The following is a 16729-nucleotide window of genomic DNA, read 5'->3' as shown; positions in this document are numbered from 1 at the left end:
CGCCGGCCCTTCCCGCGCGCGAGCGCCGCGCGCGTCGCCTTCGACGGGGTCGCCGCGGCGCGCTTCCCCGCGCGCTTCGCGCTCGCCTTCGGCGCGGCGGCCCGCTCCCGCAGCGCCGCCTGCGCCGCGGCGAGCCGGGCGATGGGGAGCCGGTACGGCGAGCAGGAGACGTAGTCGAGCCCGAGCTCGTGGCAGAACCCGACCGAGGCCGGGTCGCCGCCGTGCTCGCCGCAGATGCCGATCTTCAGCTCGGGCTTCGTGGCGCGCCCGGCCTGGACGCCGATCCTCATGAGGGCGCCCACGCCCTCGCGGTCGATGGAGACGAACGGGTCGCCCGGCCAGATCTCCTTCTCGCGGTAGGCGGCGATGACCGGGCCCGTGTCGTCGCGGGACAGGGCGAAGGTGGTCTGGGTGAGGTCGTTCGTGCCGAAGGAGAAGAACTCGGCGGTCTTCGCGATCTCGCCCGCGGTGAGCGCGCCGCGCGGGACCTCGATCATGGTGCCGACGTGGTACCTCACCCGCCGGCCGCGCGCGGCGAACACCTCGTCCGCGACGCGGCGCACGATCGCCGCCTGGTCGTCGAGCTCCCCCTTCGCGCCGACGAGCGGGATCATCACCTCCGGCTCGACCTTCACCCCCTGCTCGGCGACGTCGCAGGCCGCCTCGAAGATCGCGCGGGACTGCATCTCGGTGATCTCCGGGAAGGAGATGCCGAGGCGGCAGCCGCGGTGGCCGAGCATCGGGTTCGCCTCGTGCAGCTCGTCGATGCGCGCGCGGACCCGCTCGATGGGCTTGCCGGTGACGCGCGCGAGCTCCTCGATGCCGGCCGCGTCCTGCGGGAGGAACTCGTGGAGCGGCGGGTCGATGGTGCGGATCGTGACCGGGCGCGGGCCCATCGCCTCGAAGATGCCGCGGAAGTCCTCGCGCTGGACCGGCAGGAGCTTCGCCAGGGCCGCGCGCCGCTCCTCGAGCGTCTCCGCGACGATCATCTCGCGCATCGGGCCGATCTTGCCCTCGCCGAAGAACATGTGCTCCGTGCGGCAGAGGCCGATGCCCTGCGCGCCGAGGGCCACCGAGACGCGCGCCTGGTCCGGCTGGTCCGCGTTGGCGCGCACGTCGAGCCGCCGCGCCGCGTCCGCCCACGCCATGACCTCGGCGAACTCCTGGTAGACCGGCGCCTCCTCCGGCGCGAGCGTCCTCTCCACGAGCACCTGGAGCACCTGCGACGGCCGCGTCTCGAGCCGGCCCTCGATCACCTCGCCGGTGGAGCCGTCGATGGACATCCAGTCGCCCTCGGAGAGGGTCTTCTCTCCGGCGGCGGTGGCGATCCGCATCTTGCGGGCGTGGTAGTCGAAGGAGAGCGCCTCGCAGCCGACGATCGCGACCTTGCCCATCTGCCGCGCGACGAGCGCCGCGTGGGAGGTCATGCCGCCGAAGGCGGTGAGGAAGCCCTCCGCGGCGGCCATGCCGCGGATGTCCTCGGGCGAGGTCTCGTGGCGCGCGAGGACGACGCTCTCGCCGCGCGCGCGCCACGCCTCCGCGTCCTCGGCGAAGAACACCACCCGCCCGCTCGCCGCGCCCGGGCCCGCCGGCAACCCCTTCGCGAGGACCTTCCCCCCCTTCAGCGCCGCCTGCTTCCGCTCGGCGTCGAAGATGGGCCGGAGCAGGTGGTTCAGCCCCTCGGGCTCGACGCGGAGGAGCGCCTCCTCCTTCGAGATGAGCCGCTCGCGCGCCATGTCCACGGCGATGCGGACCGCGGCGAGCCCGGTGCGCTTGCCGGTGCGCGTCTGCAGGACGTAGAGCTTGCCCTGCTCGATGGTGAACTCGATGTCCTGCATCTCCCGGTAGTGCCGCTCGAGCTTCGCCCGGACGTCGGCGAGCTGCTGCGCCATCTCGGGCCAGCGCGCCTCGAGCTCGGAGATCTTCTGCGGCGTGCGGATCCCGGCGACCACGTCCTCGCCCTGCGCGTTCACGAGGAACTCGCCGTAGAACTGGTCGTCGCCCGTGGCGGGGTTGCGGGTGAAGGCGACGCCCGTGCCGGAGTCGTCGCCCATGTTGCCGAACACCATCGCCTGCACGCTGACGGCGGTGCCCCAGTCCGAGGGGTAGCCGTAGAGCTTCCGGTAGGCGATGGCGCGGTCGTTGTCCCAGGAGCGGAACACCGCCGCCACCGCCTGCATGAGCTGGTCGTAGGGGTCGTCCGGGAAGGCGATCCCCTTGTGCTCCTCGATGGCCGCCTTGAGCTCGCCGACGAGCTCGCGGAGCGCGTCCTCGGGGAGCTCCGAGTCGAAGCGCACGCCGCGCGCGCGCTTCTTCCGCTCGAGGATCTCCTCGAAGGGGTCGCGGTCCTCCTTGCGCTCGGGCTTCATGCCGAGCACCACGTCGCCGAACATCGCGACGAAGCGCCGGTAGCTGTCCCAGGCGAAGCGCGGGCTCCCGGAGCGGCGCGCGAGCCCCTCCACCGTGGCGTCGTTGAGCCCGAGGTTCAGGACCGTGTCCATCATGCCCGGCATCGAGGCGCGGGCGCCGGAGCGGACCGAGACGAGGAGCGGGTTCTTCGCGTCCCCGAGCTTGCGGCCCACGAGCGCCTCGGTCCGCTTCATCGCCGCGCGGACCTCCGCCTCGAGCCCTCTCGGGATGCGCTTGCCGGCGCGGTAGTACTCGGTGCAGACCTCGGTGGTGATGGTGAAGCCGGGGGGCACCGGGATCCCGATGTTCGACATCTCCGCGAGGCCGGCGCCCTTGCCGCCGAGGAGGTCCTTCATGTCCTTGTTGCCGTCGGCCTTGCCGCCGCCGAAGGCGTAGATGCGCTTCTGGGCCATCCATCACCTCGAGTGAACCTGGAGATCGACCGAGCTCGCGGCCGGGAAGCGCACGGCCAGACAGCGCCAACGTAGCAAAGCGGCCCCGGGCCGGGAACGGAGCGCGCGCTCCGCCACCCCAACGGGCGCCGCGCGGATCGAGCGCGCGCGTGCAGAAGGGAGAGGGGGCGGCCGAGCCGGCGGCCGCGGGCCGAGCGACGCGTGACAGGAGGTCGCGGCTCGCCCGCCGGCGCGCGGGACGGGGTCCGGGAGCTTCGCCCGCCCTCGCCGCCATGAGCGGGGACGAGGCGCTCACCTCATCAGATCCGCAGCGCCTCGACGCGCGCCTCGTCGCGCTCCGGCTCGACCTCGTAGGTCTCGACGAGCTCGCCTTCGCGCCACTCCACCGCCACCCGCGACGCGTCCTTGCCCTTGCCGTACCGGGCGACGATCCGCGCGGCGAGCATCCGCTCCTCCCAGGTCGGCTCGCCCTCCACGAGCGCGATCGGGCCGAGCACGTCCTTCGCCTCGAGCCGGGCGCGGCCCGGGACGTGGTGCTCGAGCAGCGCGTTCTCCACCTCGGACCGCCCCACCACGAGCTTCGCGCGCGGGGAGAGCCGGAAGTGGCGGCCGGTGGAGAGGAGCACCACGTCCTCCGGCACGATGCGCCGCTCCTCGCCCGCGGCCTCGCGGGAGTCGAGCACGTCGAAGAACTTCTTCGCGAAGCTCTCGTCGGTGAGGTAGCAGCACCCCCCGGCCGGCTGCGGCCAGTCGACGACGCCGAGCTCCTTCGCGAGCTCCATCTGCCGGTGCCGGGAGCGCCCGCTCACCGCCTCGAGGAGCTCGCGGTCCACGATCCCCTCGAGCTCGGGGAGCGTGGGCGGGAGGAGCTTCGCGGAGAGCGGGCGCAGGAGCCGCCCGTCGAGGCCGCTGTCGCGCTCGATGATGCGGAGCGTGTCGCGCCGCTGGCTCTTCGGCCGCTGGCCGAGGACCTCGCCCGTGAAGACGAAGTCCGCCCCCTCCGCCTCCATGATCTCCTTCGCCTTGCGCATCATGAAGACGCGGCAGTCGACGCAGGGGTTCGCGTTGGCGCCGTACCCGTACTTCGGGTGCACGAGCATGTCGAGGTACTCGGCGCCGGAGATGTCGACGTACTCGATGTCCACCTCGAGGTCGGCGGCGGCGCGGAGCGCCTCGTTGCGGGGGACGCTCCCGTCGGCGCGCCCGCCCTTGCGGCGCTGCGTCTCGGTGATGCAGAAGCCGGTGTAGAAGTTCACCGCCTTCACCTCGATCCCCTGCCGCCGCACGAGCGCGAGCGCGAGCGTCGAGTCGAGCCCGCCGGAGATCATCGCGATGGCCTTGCCCTGCTTGCGCATTCCGCTCCTTCAGCGCGCGCGCTTGCGCACGAAGCTCTTCCAGGACGCGCCGTCCCGGAAGGTGCCGAGGTGCTCGTTGCGCGTCGCCTTGCACCACATCGGCATGTCCGTGGCGATCCCCGCGTCCGTCGAGATGACGAGCAGCACCGCGCCCTCGTCGAGCACGCGCACCGCCTTGGCGGTCTCGACGATCGGGAACGGGCAGAGCCGTCCGGAGGTGTCGAGCGTCCGCACAGGTGCGGGCATGTCGGGGAGCGTCACGGGCACTCCCTTTAGCCGTACGACGGACGGCGGGCAACCACCCCCGGCCCGCCGGTGTGGGCGCGCGCGGCGCGCCGGCGCGTCCTTGCCCGGGGTGCAGGCGAGCGGTAGGCTCCGCGCGATGCTCCGCCCCGCTCGTGTCGCCGTCCTCGCCGCGCTCGCCGCGGCCGCGCCGTTCGCTGCCTCCGCCCAGGAGCCCTACACGCCCACCGGCTTCGCCGCGACGTTCTCCTACGGCGGCGGCGGCGAGCTCGGGCTCTCCGAGGGGGAGGACAAGGGCGGCGCGGGGATCTCCGAGATCGAGGCGACGCTCGGGTACGACCTCGAGGCGCTGAACCTCCGCCCCGAGGTCGGCCTCGTGCTCGGGCTCGACCCCGACACGAACTTCGCCCTCCGGCCCGGCGTGCGCTGGATCTCGCCCCAGGTCCCGATCCAGGTCCGGCTCGCCCTCGACATGTCGAACGCGCGCGATCGCTCGATGGAGTGGCGCTGGCTCCTCCTCGGCGTCGCCACCGAGCTCCGCTTCACGGGGGTCCTCGGGCTGTTCGCCGAGGTCGACACCGGCGCGCCGCTCTCGTCGGAGGCGGGCGTGCCGCTGCTCATCCGCGGCGGCGCGACGTTCCGCTTCTAGCCAACCGTGGGAGACGTCCGCATGAGAAGCCTCGCCGTCGCGATCGCCGTCGCGCTCGGGCTGCCGGCCCTCGCCCTCGCCGAGGACGAGGTGCTCCCGCCGCCGCCGCCGCCGCCCTCCTACGACGGCGACGTGCCGCTCCCGCCTCCGCCCTCCGGCATGCGGCCGCTCTCGCAGCTCGACCCGCAGCTCCCGCCCGCCGGCCGCCCGGTCCCCGCCCCCGCGCGGCGGCCCGGCGCCCGCGCGCCCTCGGGCACGATCCAGGGCGGCGCCATCGGCGAGTCGCCCATCGCCCCGGCGGGCGCCCAGGCCGCGCCGCTCCACCCCGAGGAGACCATCGGCCACTGGCGCTACGCGATGGCGAGCGGCGTCGCCGGCCGGTTCGGCGGGATGCAGCTCGACAAGGACCGCGAGAACCCGGGCGTCCTCCTCTACTTCGGCGCCCAGGCGGACGGGCTCTGGTCCGAGGGGTTCGGGAAGTCGGCGCGGCTGCGGCTGCGGATGTTCACGGGCGGCGAGACCGAGGTCTACCTGCCCTCCGATGGCGAGGTCGAGGGCGCCTTCATGATCGGGCGCCGCGAGTTCCGCTTCGTGCTCGGCCGCGTCGAGGTGGCGCGCTACCCCGCGCTCGGCGTGCAGGTGCTCGCGCAGGTCGCGACGCTGCCGTGCTTCGAGGGCTCGCTGCCGCTCCTCGGCGACACGATGCGCCTCTACTACTACGCGTCGCCGGTGGAGGCCTCGTTCGTCCGCTACTACGGCGACGCCCACATCGCGCACTCGGCGGCCTGGGCGACCGAGTCCGACGTCCCGGTCGCGGCGAGCGCGGGGCGGCTGCGCTGGACGGTGCTCCTGCCGCCGTCCGTGCTGCTCTCGCTGCAGGGCGACGTCATGAAGATGTGGAACAAGGCCGATCTCCTCCTCGCCGGCGAGGCGAGCCTCGGCTATCAGGTGCTCGAGGGATCGGCGGTGTTCAACGTCGCGGTCCGCTGGGACCAGTTCCGCCGCCGCGGCCTCGCGCCCGAGACGAGCGCGACGGACTCGGAGATGAAGCTGCTCGGCATCGCGACGCTCGTCTTCTGAGGACGGGCGGGCGCCCTCGCGGCCGCGGGAATGGCCCGCGGCGCGGGCGGTTCGGGGGAGGAGCGCGGTCCGGGAACGCGTTCATCCGTTTGTCGGTACTCGGGATTTCGTGATTGAATGCGCGGCTCGACCACGCACGCGTAGGAGACGGTTCGACATGAGGCACGTCAGCTGGATCATCGCCCTCGTCATCGGATTCTCGGTGGGCTTCTTCTCTCGCGGCGCCCTCGACGGGCGCGGCGCGCGCCCGCCCGCCGGCGCGCCGATGCAACGGCCGGCCCGGCCCGTCGAGGACGCGCGCGCGGCCTACCGGGTGCCGGTGGACGACACGCCGCTCCGCGGCTCCGCGGACGCGCTCGTCACGATCGTCGAGTCGTCCGACTTCGAGTGCCCGTTCTGCAAGCGGGTCGGCCCGACGCTGAAGCAGCTCGAGGAGGCCTACCCCGGCAAGCTGCGCTTCTCCTTCCGCCACAACCCCCTGCCCTTCCACGCGCGCGCGCTCCCCGCCGCGATCGCCACGGAGGAGGCCCGCGCGCAGGGCGGTGACGCGAAGTTCTGGGCGATGCACGACAAGCTCTTCGAGCTCGCCCCCGCCCTCGACGACGCCAGCATCGAGCGCGCCGCGCAGGAGGTCGGCCTCGACGTCGCGAAGGTGAAGGAGGCGATCGCCTCCGGCAAGCACAAGGAGCGGATCCAGCGCGATCAGCAGCTCGTGCAGTCGGTCGGCGCGCCCGCGACGCCCTCGTTCTTCGTCAACGGCCGCAAGATCGCCGGCGCCCAGCCGCTCGAGGCCTTCCGCGCCCTCGTGGACGAGGAGCTCAAGAAGGCCGAGGCGCTCGTGCAGCGCGGCACGCCCGCGTCGCAGGTCTACGCCAAGATCATGGAGGGCGCGTCGCCGCGGCCGGTGTTCCTCCCGGCCGACCCCGGCCAGCCCGCGGGCGCCGCGCCCGTCGCGCCGTCCCCCGCCGCGCCGGCGCCCGCGGCGCTCTACCGCAAGGTGCCGCTGCGGCCCGACGACCCGGCGCGCGGCCCCGCCGACGCGAAGCTCACGGTGGTCCTCTTCTCCGACTTCCAGTGCCCGTTCTGCGGCCGCGTGGAGCCCACCCTGAAGCAGCTCGAGGAGGCGTACCCGGGCCAGCTGCGGATCGTCTGGAAGCACCAGCCGCTCCCCATGCACTCCGACGCGATGCCGGCCGCCCTCGCGGCGGAGGCGGCGCGCGAGCAGGGCAAGTTCTGGCAGCTCCACGACAAGCTCTTCGAGAACCAGCGCGCGCTCGACGCCGCCACCGTCGCGGGCCACGCGAAGGCGATCGGGCTCGACACGCGCAAGTTCGAGCAGGCGGTCCAGTCGAAGAAGTACGAGTCGCGGATCCAGGAGGACATGCGCCTCGGCAGCTCCGTCGGCGCGAACGGCACGCCCACCCTGTTCTTCAACTGCCGCCAGGTCGTCGGGGCGCAGCCGCTCGAGCGCATGCGCGCGGTCGCCGACGAGGAGCTCAAGAAGGCGGACGCGCTGCTCAAGGGCGCGAAGCCCGACGCGCGCTTCTACGATCGCGCCTGCGACGCGAACGTCGCCTCCGCGCCCGCCGCGCCGGTGCCCGCCGCGGCGCAGGCGCCCGCGCCCGGCCCCGTGCAGAAGGTCGACGTCCGCCCGGACGACCCGGTGCGCGGGAACCCGAAGGCGCCCGTCACGATCGTGCTCTTCTCCGACTTCCAGTGCCCGTTCTGCGCCCGCGTCGGCCCGACGCTCGACGAGGTGCAGCGCACCTACGGCGACAAGGTGAAGGTGGTCTGGAAGCACCAGCCGCTGCCCTTCCACCAGCAGGCCCTCCCCGCGGCGGAGGCCGCCGAGGCGGCCCGCGAGCAGGGCAAGTTCTGGCAGATGCACGACAAGCTCTTCGCCTCGCAGCGCGAGCTCTCGCCCGACGCCTTCACGCGGATCGCGCGCGAGATCGGCCTCGACTCGAAGAAGTTCCAGGCCTCGGTCCAGAGCGGGAAGGCGCGCGCGCGCATCCAGCAGGACCAGCAGCTCGCGGCGTCGGTGGGCGCCCAGGGCACCCCGACGATGTTCGTGAACGGCGAGCGGGTCGTCGGCGCCGTGCCGTTCGAGCAGCTCAAGGCCGTCATCGACCGGCAGCTGGCGAAGCGCTGACCGTTCCCGAACGGCCCGTGCCGCGCGTCACGATCGTCGCGCCGACGTACAACGCGGCGCGCTTCGTCCGGCAGTGCGTGGACAGCGCGCTCGCGCAGACGTTCCGCGACTTCGAGCTCGTCGTCGTGGACGACGGCTCGACGGACGGCACGGCGGACGTCGTCGAGTCCTACCGGGATCCGCGCGTGCGGTGCCTCCGGCTGCCGCACCGCGGGCTCCGCGCCCTCGCGGAGAGCTACAACGCGGCGCTCGCCGAGAGCCACGGCGAGCTCGTGGCGATCCTCGAGGGCGACGACTTCTGGCCGCCCGACAAGCTCGAGGTGCAGGTGCGCGGCTTCGACGATCCCGCCGTGCAGCTCTCCTGGGGGGCGGGGCTCGAGGTGGACGAGGAGGGCCGCACGCTGCGGGTCTGCCGCGGCGTCGCGCTCGACGGCGGGACGGACCGCGTCCCCACGGCGACGCTCTTCCGGGAGCTCGTCAGGGCCTACGTGCTGTACCCGTCGGTCACGGTGATGATGCGGCGCGCGGCGCTCGATCGCATCGGCGGGTTCCGGCAGGACGGGTCGGCGAACTACGTCGACCTCCCCACCTGCATGCTGCTCCTCGCGCGCAGCCAGGGCGTCGCCCTGCACCACCATCACGTGCTCGGCTGCTGGCGCCGCCACGGGGCGCAGGCCACGAGCATGCGCGGCGACACGCTCCTCCGCGAGCACCGGCGCGTCGTGCGCGACGTGGTGGCCGCGCTCGAGCCCGAGGAGCGCGCCGGCGTCGGCTGGAGCGGCGCGCTCGCCCGGGCGAACCAGGGTCGCTGGCGGATGGCCGCTGCGCGCGCGGCGCTGCGCGGCGGGCGGTTCTCCCGCGCGCGAAGGCTCAGCCTCGCCGTCGTACGCGACGGGCCCGGGATGGCGCTGCGCGCGAAGGCGATGACGGCCCTCGCGTCGGCCGTCGCCGGCGTGGATCTCTCGACCGCCTGGCGGCGCATGCGCGGCCGCGCCTGACCGCGAGGCGGCGAGCCCGGGTGCGCTCTCCGGAGTGCCGCACCCACCTCGCCGCGGACCCACCCCGATTGGCGCCTCGCGCTCGCGCGTGCGACAATTCGTGGCCGTGGAAAGCTCGTTCGAGGTCCTGAACCGCTCGTTCGATCGGATCTTCGTCTTGACGCTCCACCGGGCGCGAGAGCGCCAGCGTCACGCCGAGCAGCACCTCGCGAGGCTCGACTACCGGTTCCACATGGGTGTGGACGCGGCGACGCTCGACGTTCGCGCCCTCGAGCGCGCCGGCACCTACGATCCCGCCCGGGCCCGACGCGTGAGCCGTCTCGGGAGGCCGCTGACCCCCGGGGAGATCGGCTGTGCGCTCTCTCATCGCCAGCTCTACGAGCAGACCGTGCGCAACGGGTGGTCGCGCGTGCTCGTGCTGGAGGACGACGCCGGACCGAGCGGCGACCTGGGCTGCGCCGCCGCGGCGCTGGCGGAGCTGCCCGACGACTGGGAGCTGCTCTACGCCGGCTGGTCGAACTTCGAGGTGGTGACGCGCCGCATGCGGCTGAAGCGCGCGGCCTACGTGGGGCTCTCCGCGCTCCAGCTCCTCAAGTGGACGCCGGAGCAGGTGCTGCGCATGCACCCATCGTCATACTCGCTCCACCTGCGCCGCGCGGGGCTCCACCACGGCGCCTTCGCCTACGCGTTCACGCTGGGCGCCGCCAGGAAGCTGCTCGCGGCGCAGACGCCGGTCGCCTACAGCGCGGATCAGCTGTTCATCCACCTCGTCCTCTCCGGCGCGGTGAACGCCTTCGTGGCGCAGCCGAAGCTGTTCTGCGAGCGGAGCGCCGAGATCGCGCAGACCGAGCCGGTCTCGTACCGCCAGGCGCACTGAGGCGCGGGCGCGCGCGGGCGAGCGAGCGGCCGCCGACCCGACGCACCCGATCGGCGGAGAGCCGGCCCGGCGCCCGCCCTCCGCGCCGGGACCCTTGCGCGGGGCGGTCCGGTTCGGATAAGGATCCCCACTCGCCATGCGCCGGACCTTCTTCAAGTCCAAGATTCACCGCGCCACGGTCACCCACGCCGACCTCGACTACGAGGGCTCCGTCTCGATCGACGAGGACCTCCTCGAGGCCGCTGGGATCCTCGAGTACGAGGCCGTGCACGTGTGGAACATCACGCGCGGCACGCGGCTGCAGACCTACGCGATCAAGGGCGAGCGGGGCTCCGGCATCATCTGCATCAACGGCGCCGCAGCGCACCTCAACAAGCCGGGCGATCTCGTGATCCTCGCGACGTTCGCCGAGCTCGAAGAGGCGGAGGCGCGCGGCTTCAAGCCGACGGTCGTCCTCGTCGACAGGAAGAACAAGATCGTGGAGAGCGACGTGGTCGAGGTGGCGGGACCGGCACGTCGGGTGTCGGCATGACGGTGTTTCTTTGGCGCCGGTGATCTCCGGCCCACCCCCGATCTCGAGACCTTCCTCACCCTGTGCAGGCCGGGCCGTGCGGTGCCGGTGCGCGTCGAGGTCGACGCCGACACCGAGACGCCGGTCTCCGCGTTCCTGAAGCTCTCGCGCGGCGAGCGCCAGGCGTTCCTGCTCGAGTCGGTCGAGGGCGGCGAGCGGAGCGCGCGGTTCAGCTTCCTCGGCGCGGGACCGAAGAGCGCGCTGCGCTACAAGCTCGGCGATCGCGGCGATCCCATCGACGCGGTGCGCGCCGCCCTCGCGACCCACTCCGCCGTGCGGGTCCCCGGCACGCCGCCCTTCTCGGGCGGGCTCGTCGGCCACGTCTCGTACGACGCCGTGAAGCTGTTCGAGCCGCGGGTGCCGATCGCGAACCCGGACGAGCTCGGGTTCCCCGACCTCCTGCTCATGGACTTCGACGAGGTGGTGGCGTTCGACAACCGCCGCCACTCGATGCACGTCCTCTGCGAGGTCCGCTGCGACGCGGGCGACGACCCTCGCGCGCTGTACGCGGACGCGCTCCGGCGCATCCGCAAGCGGCTCGGGCTCCTCGCCGCCCCGCTCGTCGATCGCCGGGCGCGGCGGGCGGCGCGCCCCTCCGCGCTCGTGCCCCGCCTCGCCAAGGCGGACTACCTCGCCGCGGTCGAGCGCGCGAAGGAGTACGTGAAGGCGGGCGACTGCCAGCAGATCGTGTACTCGCAGCGCTTCGACGCGGTGGTGTCGGTCCCGCCGTTCGAGATCTACCGCGCGCTAAGGCGCGTGAACCCGTCGCCGTACCTGTTCTTCCTGAAGGACGGCGACCGCGCGCTCGTGGGCTCCTCGCCGGAGACCCTCATCAAGCTCGAGGACGGCGAGGTGACGCTCCGCCCGATCGCCGGGACGCGGCGGCGGGGCGCGGACGCGGCGGAGGACGCGCGGCTCGAGGCGGAGCTGCGGGCCGATCCCAAGGAGAACGCCGAGCACGTGATGCTCGTCGATCTCGGCCGCAACGACGTCGGGCGCGTCTCGGCGGTGGGCACCGTCCGCGTCACCGCGCTCAAGACGGTGGAGCGCTACTCCCACGTCATGCACCTCGTCTCGGAGGTGAAGGGGCGGCTCGCGGAGGGCCTCTCGGCGGTGGACGTGCTGCAGGCCGGGTTCCCCGCCGGCACGGTGTCCGGGTCCCCGAAGGTGCGGGCCATGGAGATCATCGACGAGCTCGAGCCGGCGCGGCGGGGGCCGTACGCCGGCGCGGTCGGTTACTTCGACCGGGGCGGCGACATGGAGATGTGCATCGCCATCCGCACGCTCATGGCGCGCGGGCGGCGCGTCTCGGTGCAGGCGGGCGGCGGGCTCGTCTACGACTCGGTGCCCGAGGCGGAGTACCAGGAGACGCTCAACAAGGCGCGCGCGGTCTTCACCGCCGTCGCGCAGGCCGAGTCGCGGCTGCTCGACGCCGTGGCGGAGCCGCCGAGCCCGCGCGCGGTGGCGGCGCGCACGCCGAGGCCGAGCCGGCGCAGGCCGCGAAAGGGCAAGCGATGAGCGGCCGGAGCGGGAGGCGTGAGGAGCCGGCGCGTGAGGCGCACCCGGCCGTCGCGGCGAGCAGAGGCGACGCGCGCCGAGGCGCTCACGCGACGGAAGCCGCCCACCGCGGCGCGGCGCGGCGCGCCGAGGCGGCGCGCGTGCTGATGGTGGACAACTACGACAGCTTCACCTTCAACCTCGTCCAGTACCTCGGCGAGCTCGGCGCGGAGGTCGAGGTCTTCCGCAACGACGCCGTCGACGTCGCGGGGATCCGGGCCCGCCGGCCCGACGGGCTCGTCCTCTCGCCGGGGCCCTGTACGCCCGACGACGCCGGCGTGACGCTCGAGGCGATCCGGGCGCTCGCGGGCGAGCTGCCGATCCTGGGTGTCTGCCTCGGGCACCAGGCCATCGGGCAGGCGTTCGGGGGCAGGGTGGTCCGCAACGCGCGCATCGTCCACGGCAAGTCGAGCCCGGTGCGGCACGCGAGCGCGGGGGTGTTCGCCGGCCTGCCGTCGCCGTTCGAGGCGGGGCGCTACCACTCGCTCGTCGTCGAGCGCGCGACCTTGCCGGCCGCCCTCGAGGTGACCGCCTGGACCGACGAGGACGAGATCATGGGGCTCCGCCACCGCTCGCTCGACGTGGAGGGCGTGCAGTTCCACCCTGAGTCAATACTGACGCTCGAGGGGAAGCGGCTCCTCGGCAACTGGCTCCGCCGGCTCGGCGGCGGGAGGGTCCGATGATCCAGCAGGCGGTGGCGCGGCTCCTCGAGCACCACGACCTCGCGCGCGCGGAGATGAGCGCGGTGATGGTGGAGATCGCCGACGGCGGCGCGACGCCCGCGCAGGTGGGGGCCTTCCTCGCGGCGCTGCGGCTGAAGGGCGAGACGGTGGACGAGATCGCCGGCGCGGCCGAGGTGATGCGCGCGCGGGTCGATCGCGTGCGCGTCGACCGCGACGTGTTCGTGGACACCTGCGGCACGGGCGGCGACGGGCGGCACACCTTCAACATCTCCACCACCGCCGCGTTCGTGGTGGCCGGCGCGGGCGTCACGGTCGCGAAGCACGGCAACCGCGCCGTCTCCTCGCGCTCGGGGTCCGCCGACGTGCTCGCCGCGCTGGGCGTCGACGTGGACGCGCCGAAGGAGGTGGTCGAGCGCGCCATCGAGGAGGTCGGGATCGGCTTCCTCTTCGCGCCGCGGCTCCACCCCGCCTTCAAGGCCGTGGCCGGCATCCGGCGCGAGCTCGGCGTCCGGACGATCTTCAACCTGCTCGGGCCGCTCGCGAACCCGGCCGGCGCGCGGCACCAGGTCATGGGCGTCTACGAGCCCCGCTGGGTGCCGGTCATCGGCGGCGTCCTCGCCGCGCTCGGCGCGGCGCACGCGTTCGTCGTGCACGGCGAGGGGCTCGACGAGATCGCCGTCACCGGGATGACGCACGTGTGCGAGGTGCGGGACGGCGCCGTGGAGCGCTACTCGGTGCTCCCCGAGGACCTCGGCCTCGCGCGCCACGAGGAGGCCGAGCTCCTGGGCGGCGACGCGGAGCGGAACGCCCGGATCCTCGCCGACGTCCTCGGCGGGCAGAAGGGCGGCCCGCGCGACGCGGCGCTCGCGAACGCGGCGGCGGCGCTCGTCGCGGCCGGCGCGGCCCCGGACCTCCGCGCGGCCGTCCGGCTCGGCGCGGAGGTGGTCGACCGCGGCGACGCCTCGGAGATGCTCGCGCGGCTGGTGCGGGCGACGCGAGGCGCGGCGTGACGTTCCTCGCCGGGATCCTCGCGCGCAAGCGGGACGAGGTGGAGGCCCGGCGCGCGGCCGAGCCGGAGCGCGAGCTCGCGGCGCGGGCCCGCGACGCGGCGCCGCCGCGCCCGTTCGAGGCGGCGCTCTCGCTGCGGGGCGGCCCGGCGCGGGTCATCGCCGAGGTGAAGCGAGCGAGCCCGTCGGCGGGTCCCATCGCGGCGGGGCTCGACGCGCCCGGGCAGGCCCAGCGCTACGCCGCGGCGGGGGCGGCGGCGATCTCCGTCCTCACCGACGGGCCCGGCTTCGGCGGCTCGCTCGCCGATCTGTCCGCGGTGCGCGCGGCCGTGGACGTGCCGCTCCTCCGGAAGGACTTCGTGGTCGACCGCTACCAGCTCCTCGAGGCGCGGGCCGCCGGCGCGGACGCGGCGCTCCTCATCGTGGCGGCCCTCGAGGACGGGGCCCTGCGCGAGCTCCTCGACGCCTGCGGCGGCCTCGGGCTCGCGGCCCTCGTCGAGGTGCACGACCCCGGCGAGGCGGAGCGCGCGCTCGCGGCGGGCGCGCGCATCGTCGGCGTGAACAACCGCGACCTCCGCACCTTCGCCGTCGACCTCGCCACCTCCGAGCGGATCCTGCCCGCGCTGCCCGCGGGCGTGCGGGGGGTCGCGGAGAGCGGCGTCCGCACGCCCGAGGACGCGCGCCGGCTCCGCCGGGCGGGCGCGGCGAACCTGCTCGTGGGCGAGGCCCTCGTGCGCGCGAGCGATCCCGGCGCCCTCCTCCGCGAGATGACGCAGTAACCCCAGGACTTTGCCCCGGTGCCCTCCGTGAAGGTCAAGATCTGCGGCATCACGCGCCTCGAGGACGCGCTCCTCGCGGTGCGCCTCGGCGCGGACGCGCTGGGGTTCAACTTCTGGCCGGGCTCGAAGCGGTTCATCCCGCCCGCGGCGGCGGGCGAGATCGTCCGGCGCCTCCCGCCCGGGGTCGAGACGTTCGGCGTCTTCGTGGACGCGTCGCGGGAGGAGATCCTCGCGGCCCTCTCGGCGTCGGGCGTGACGGTCGCCCAGCTCCACGGGGACGAGCCCCCGGCGCTGTGCGCGTCGCTCCCGGTCCCGGCGGTGAAGGCGATCCGCGTCGAGGGGCCCTCGTCGCTCGCCGCCCTCGCCGCCTACGAGGTCCCGGCGTTCCTGCTGGACGCGCCGGGGCCCGGGTTCGGCGGCAGCGGCAGGACCTTCGACTGGTCGCTCGCCTTCGAGGCGGCTCGCGCGGCGCGGGTGTTCCTCGCCGGGGGCCTCACCCCCGAGAACGTGGGCGAGGCGGTGCGGCGGGTGCGGCCCTACGGCGTCGACGTCGCGAGCGGCGTGGAGAGCGCGCCCGGCGTGAAGGACGAGGACAAGCTGCGGCGGTTCATCCAGGCGGCGAAGGAGGCAGCACGATGACGGTTCCGGTTCCCCTCCCCGGCCCGCGCGGCCGGTTCGGCGCGTACGGCGGGCGCTACGTCCCCGAGACGCTCGTCCCAGCGCTCGAGGAGCTCGAGGCGGCCTGGCGCGCCGCGCGGGAGGATCCGGCCTTCCGCGCCGAGCTCTCCGACCTGCTCACCCGCTTCGCAGGGCGCGAGACGCCGCTCGGCGACGCCCGGCGCATGAGCGCCGACGCCGGCGGCTGCCGGGTGCTCCTGAAGCGCGAGGACCTCTGCCACACCGGCGCGCACAAGGTGAACAACACGCTCGGTCAGGTGCTGCTCGCGCGGCGGATGGGGAAGACCCGCATCATCGCGGAGACCGGCGCCGGCCAGCACGGCGTCGCGACGGCCACCGCGGCGGCGCTCTTCGGGCTGCCCTGCGACGTGTTCATGGGCGCGCTCGACGTCGAGCGGCAGGCGCTGAACGTCTTCCGCATGCAGCTCCTCGGCGCGCGCGTCGTCCCGGTGGAGTCCGGCTCGCGCACGCTCAAGGACGCGATGAACGAGGCGCTGCGCGACTGGGTGACGAACGTGCGCGACACCCACTACATCATCGGCTCGGTCGCGGGCCCCCACCCGTACCCCGCGCTGGTGCGCGACTTCCAGTCCGTCATCGGCGCGGAGGCGCGGGCGCAGTGCCTCGCGCTCACCGGCCGGCTGCCCGACGCGGTCGTCGCCTGCGTGGGCGGGGGCTCGAACGCGATGGGCATCTTCTCCGCGTTCCTCGAGGACCCTGCCGTGAAGCTCGTCGCCGTCGAGGCCGCCGGCCACGGGCTCGCGAGCGGCCGTCACGGGGCCTCGCTCGCGAAGGGGACGCCGGGCGTCCTGCACGGCTCGCGCAGCTACGTGCTCCAGGACGAGAACGGGCAGATCCGCGAGGCGCACTCGATCAGCGCCGGGCTCGACTACCCGGGCGTCGGCCCCGAGCTCGCCCACCTCAAGGACACCGGCCGGCTCACGCTCATGCAGGCCACCGACGTGGAGGCGCTCGAGTCGCTCCAGTACCTCGCGCGCATGGAGGGGATCATCCCGGCGCTCGAGACCGCGCACGCGGTCGCGGCGGCGCGCGAGGTCGCGCGCGCGCTCGGGCCCGACGGGCTCGTCGTGGTGAACGTCTCGGGCCGCGGCGACAAGGACGTCGAGCAGGTGCGCCGCGCGCTCGCCGCGCAGGCCTCCCCGCCCCGGAAGGCGGCGCGGAGGAGCCGCGGCCGGCCGGCGCCGCGCCGGAAGGGAGGCACGCGATGAGCACCGCGAGGTCGAGGGCGCGCGCGGGCGGCGCGCGCGAGGTGCCGGG

Annotated in this window: 15 protein-coding genes; 12 read left to right on the top strand and 3 right to left on the bottom strand. The window is 74.2% G+C overall.

The window, feature by feature from the left end; all coding sequences use genetic code 11:
• The 3 genes from ppdK to MNZ29_RS20275 all read right to left on the bottom strand — a co-directional run.
• A partial coding sequence (ppdK, locus tag MNZ29_RS20285) for a pyruvate, phosphate dikinase (RefSeq protein WP_242356501.1) occupies positions 1 to 2822 on the bottom strand: 2822 nt, incomplete at its 3' end.
• A 299-nt stretch (positions 2823 to 3121) separates the two neighbouring features.
• A complete protein-coding gene (locus MNZ29_RS20280; protein WP_242340638.1) occupies positions 3122 to 4177 on the bottom strand; it encodes an asparagine synthase-related protein in 1056 nt (351 codons plus the stop codon).
• A gap of 9 nt (positions 4178 to 4186) precedes the next feature.
• Positions 4187 to 4438, bottom strand: a complete 252-nt coding sequence (locus MNZ29_RS20275; RefSeq protein ID WP_242340639.1) for a sulfurtransferase TusA family protein — start codon at positions 4436 to 4438, stop codon at positions 4187 to 4189.
• A 121-nt stretch (positions 4439 to 4559) separates the two neighbouring features.
• Here MNZ29_RS20275 and MNZ29_RS20270 point away from each other — a divergent pair, with 121 nt between their 5' ends.
• The 12 genes from MNZ29_RS20270 to trpB all read left to right on the top strand — a co-directional run bounded on the left by MNZ29_RS20270 (position 4560) and on the right by trpB (position 16680).
• On the top strand, positions 4560 to 5069 hold the full coding sequence (locus MNZ29_RS20270; protein ID WP_242340640.1) for a hypothetical protein: 510 nt from the start codon (positions 4560 to 4562) through the stop codon (positions 5067 to 5069).
• A 21-nt stretch (positions 5070 to 5090) separates the two neighbouring features.
• Complete coding sequence (locus tag MNZ29_RS20265) at positions 5091 to 6149, top strand: hypothetical protein (protein ID WP_242340641.1); 1059 nt, start codon at positions 5091 to 5093, stop codon at positions 6147 to 6149.
• 157 nt (positions 6150 to 6306) lie between these two features.
• Entirely contained in the window at positions 6307 to 8301 is a 1995-nt protein-coding gene (locus MNZ29_RS20260) for a thioredoxin domain-containing protein (RefSeq protein ID WP_242340642.1), read from the top strand.
• 17 nt (positions 8302 to 8318) lie between these two features.
• Positions 8319 to 9299 carry a glycosyltransferase family 2 protein gene (locus MNZ29_RS20255; RefSeq protein ID WP_242340643.1) on the top strand — a complete coding sequence of 327 codons (981 nt, stop codon included), beginning with the start codon at positions 8319 to 8321 and terminating at the stop codon, positions 9297 to 9299.
• Between the two features lie 106 nt (positions 9300 to 9405).
• Entirely contained in the window at positions 9406 to 10176 is a 771-nt protein-coding gene (locus MNZ29_RS20250; RefSeq protein WP_242356499.1) for a glycosyltransferase family 25 protein, read from the top strand.
• A 136-nt stretch (positions 10177 to 10312) separates the two neighbouring features.
• Positions 10313 to 10708: an aspartate 1-decarboxylase gene (gene panD, locus MNZ29_RS20245; RefSeq protein WP_242340645.1), complete on the top strand. Its 396-nt coding sequence runs from the start codon at positions 10313 to 10315 to the stop codon at positions 10706 to 10708.
• An 87-nt stretch (positions 10709 to 10795) separates the two neighbouring features.
• Positions 10796 to 12265, top strand: coding sequence for an anthranilate synthase component I (gene trpE / locus MNZ29_RS20240; RefSeq protein WP_242340646.1), 1470 nt, complete (start codon positions 10796 to 10798; stop codon positions 12263 to 12265).
• 146 nt (positions 12266 to 12411) lie between these two features.
• On the top strand, positions 12412 to 12987 hold the full coding sequence (locus MNZ29_RS20235; protein ID WP_242340651.1) for an aminodeoxychorismate/anthranilate synthase component II: 576 nt from the start codon (positions 12412 to 12414) through the stop codon (positions 12985 to 12987).
• Positions 12984 to 13997, top strand: a complete 1014-nt coding sequence (gene trpD, locus MNZ29_RS20230) for an anthranilate phosphoribosyltransferase (RefSeq protein ID WP_242340647.1) — start codon at positions 12984 to 12986, stop codon at positions 13995 to 13997. The genes MNZ29_RS20235 and trpD overlap by 4 nt, the downstream gene beginning before the upstream one ends.
• Positions 13994 to 14773 carry an indole-3-glycerol phosphate synthase TrpC gene (gene trpC, locus MNZ29_RS20225; protein WP_242340648.1) on the top strand — a complete coding sequence of 260 codons (780 nt, stop codon included), beginning with the start codon at positions 13994 to 13996 and terminating at the stop codon, positions 14771 to 14773. The genes trpD and trpC overlap by 4 nt, the downstream gene beginning before the upstream one ends.
• 18 nt (positions 14774 to 14791) lie before the next feature.
• Positions 14792 to 15412, top strand: a complete 621-nt coding sequence (locus tag MNZ29_RS20220; protein WP_242356497.1) for a phosphoribosylanthranilate isomerase — start codon at positions 14792 to 14794, stop codon at positions 15410 to 15412.
• On the top strand, positions 15409 to 16680 hold the full coding sequence (trpB, locus tag MNZ29_RS20215) for a tryptophan synthase subunit beta (RefSeq protein ID WP_242340650.1): 1272 nt from the start codon (positions 15409 to 15411) through the stop codon (positions 16678 to 16680). The genes MNZ29_RS20220 and trpB overlap by 4 nt, the downstream gene beginning before the upstream one ends.
• The last annotated feature ends 49 nt before the right edge of the window (positions 16681 to 16729 follow it).

The organism is Anaeromyxobacter sp. SG64 (assembly GCF_022690745.1).
GTDB lineage: Bacteria > Myxococcota > Myxococcia > Myxococcales > Anaeromyxobacteraceae > Anaeromyxobacter > Anaeromyxobacter soli.
Note: the sequence above shows the minus strand (reverse complement) of the source record. Positions and strands in the feature narration are given on the sequence as shown.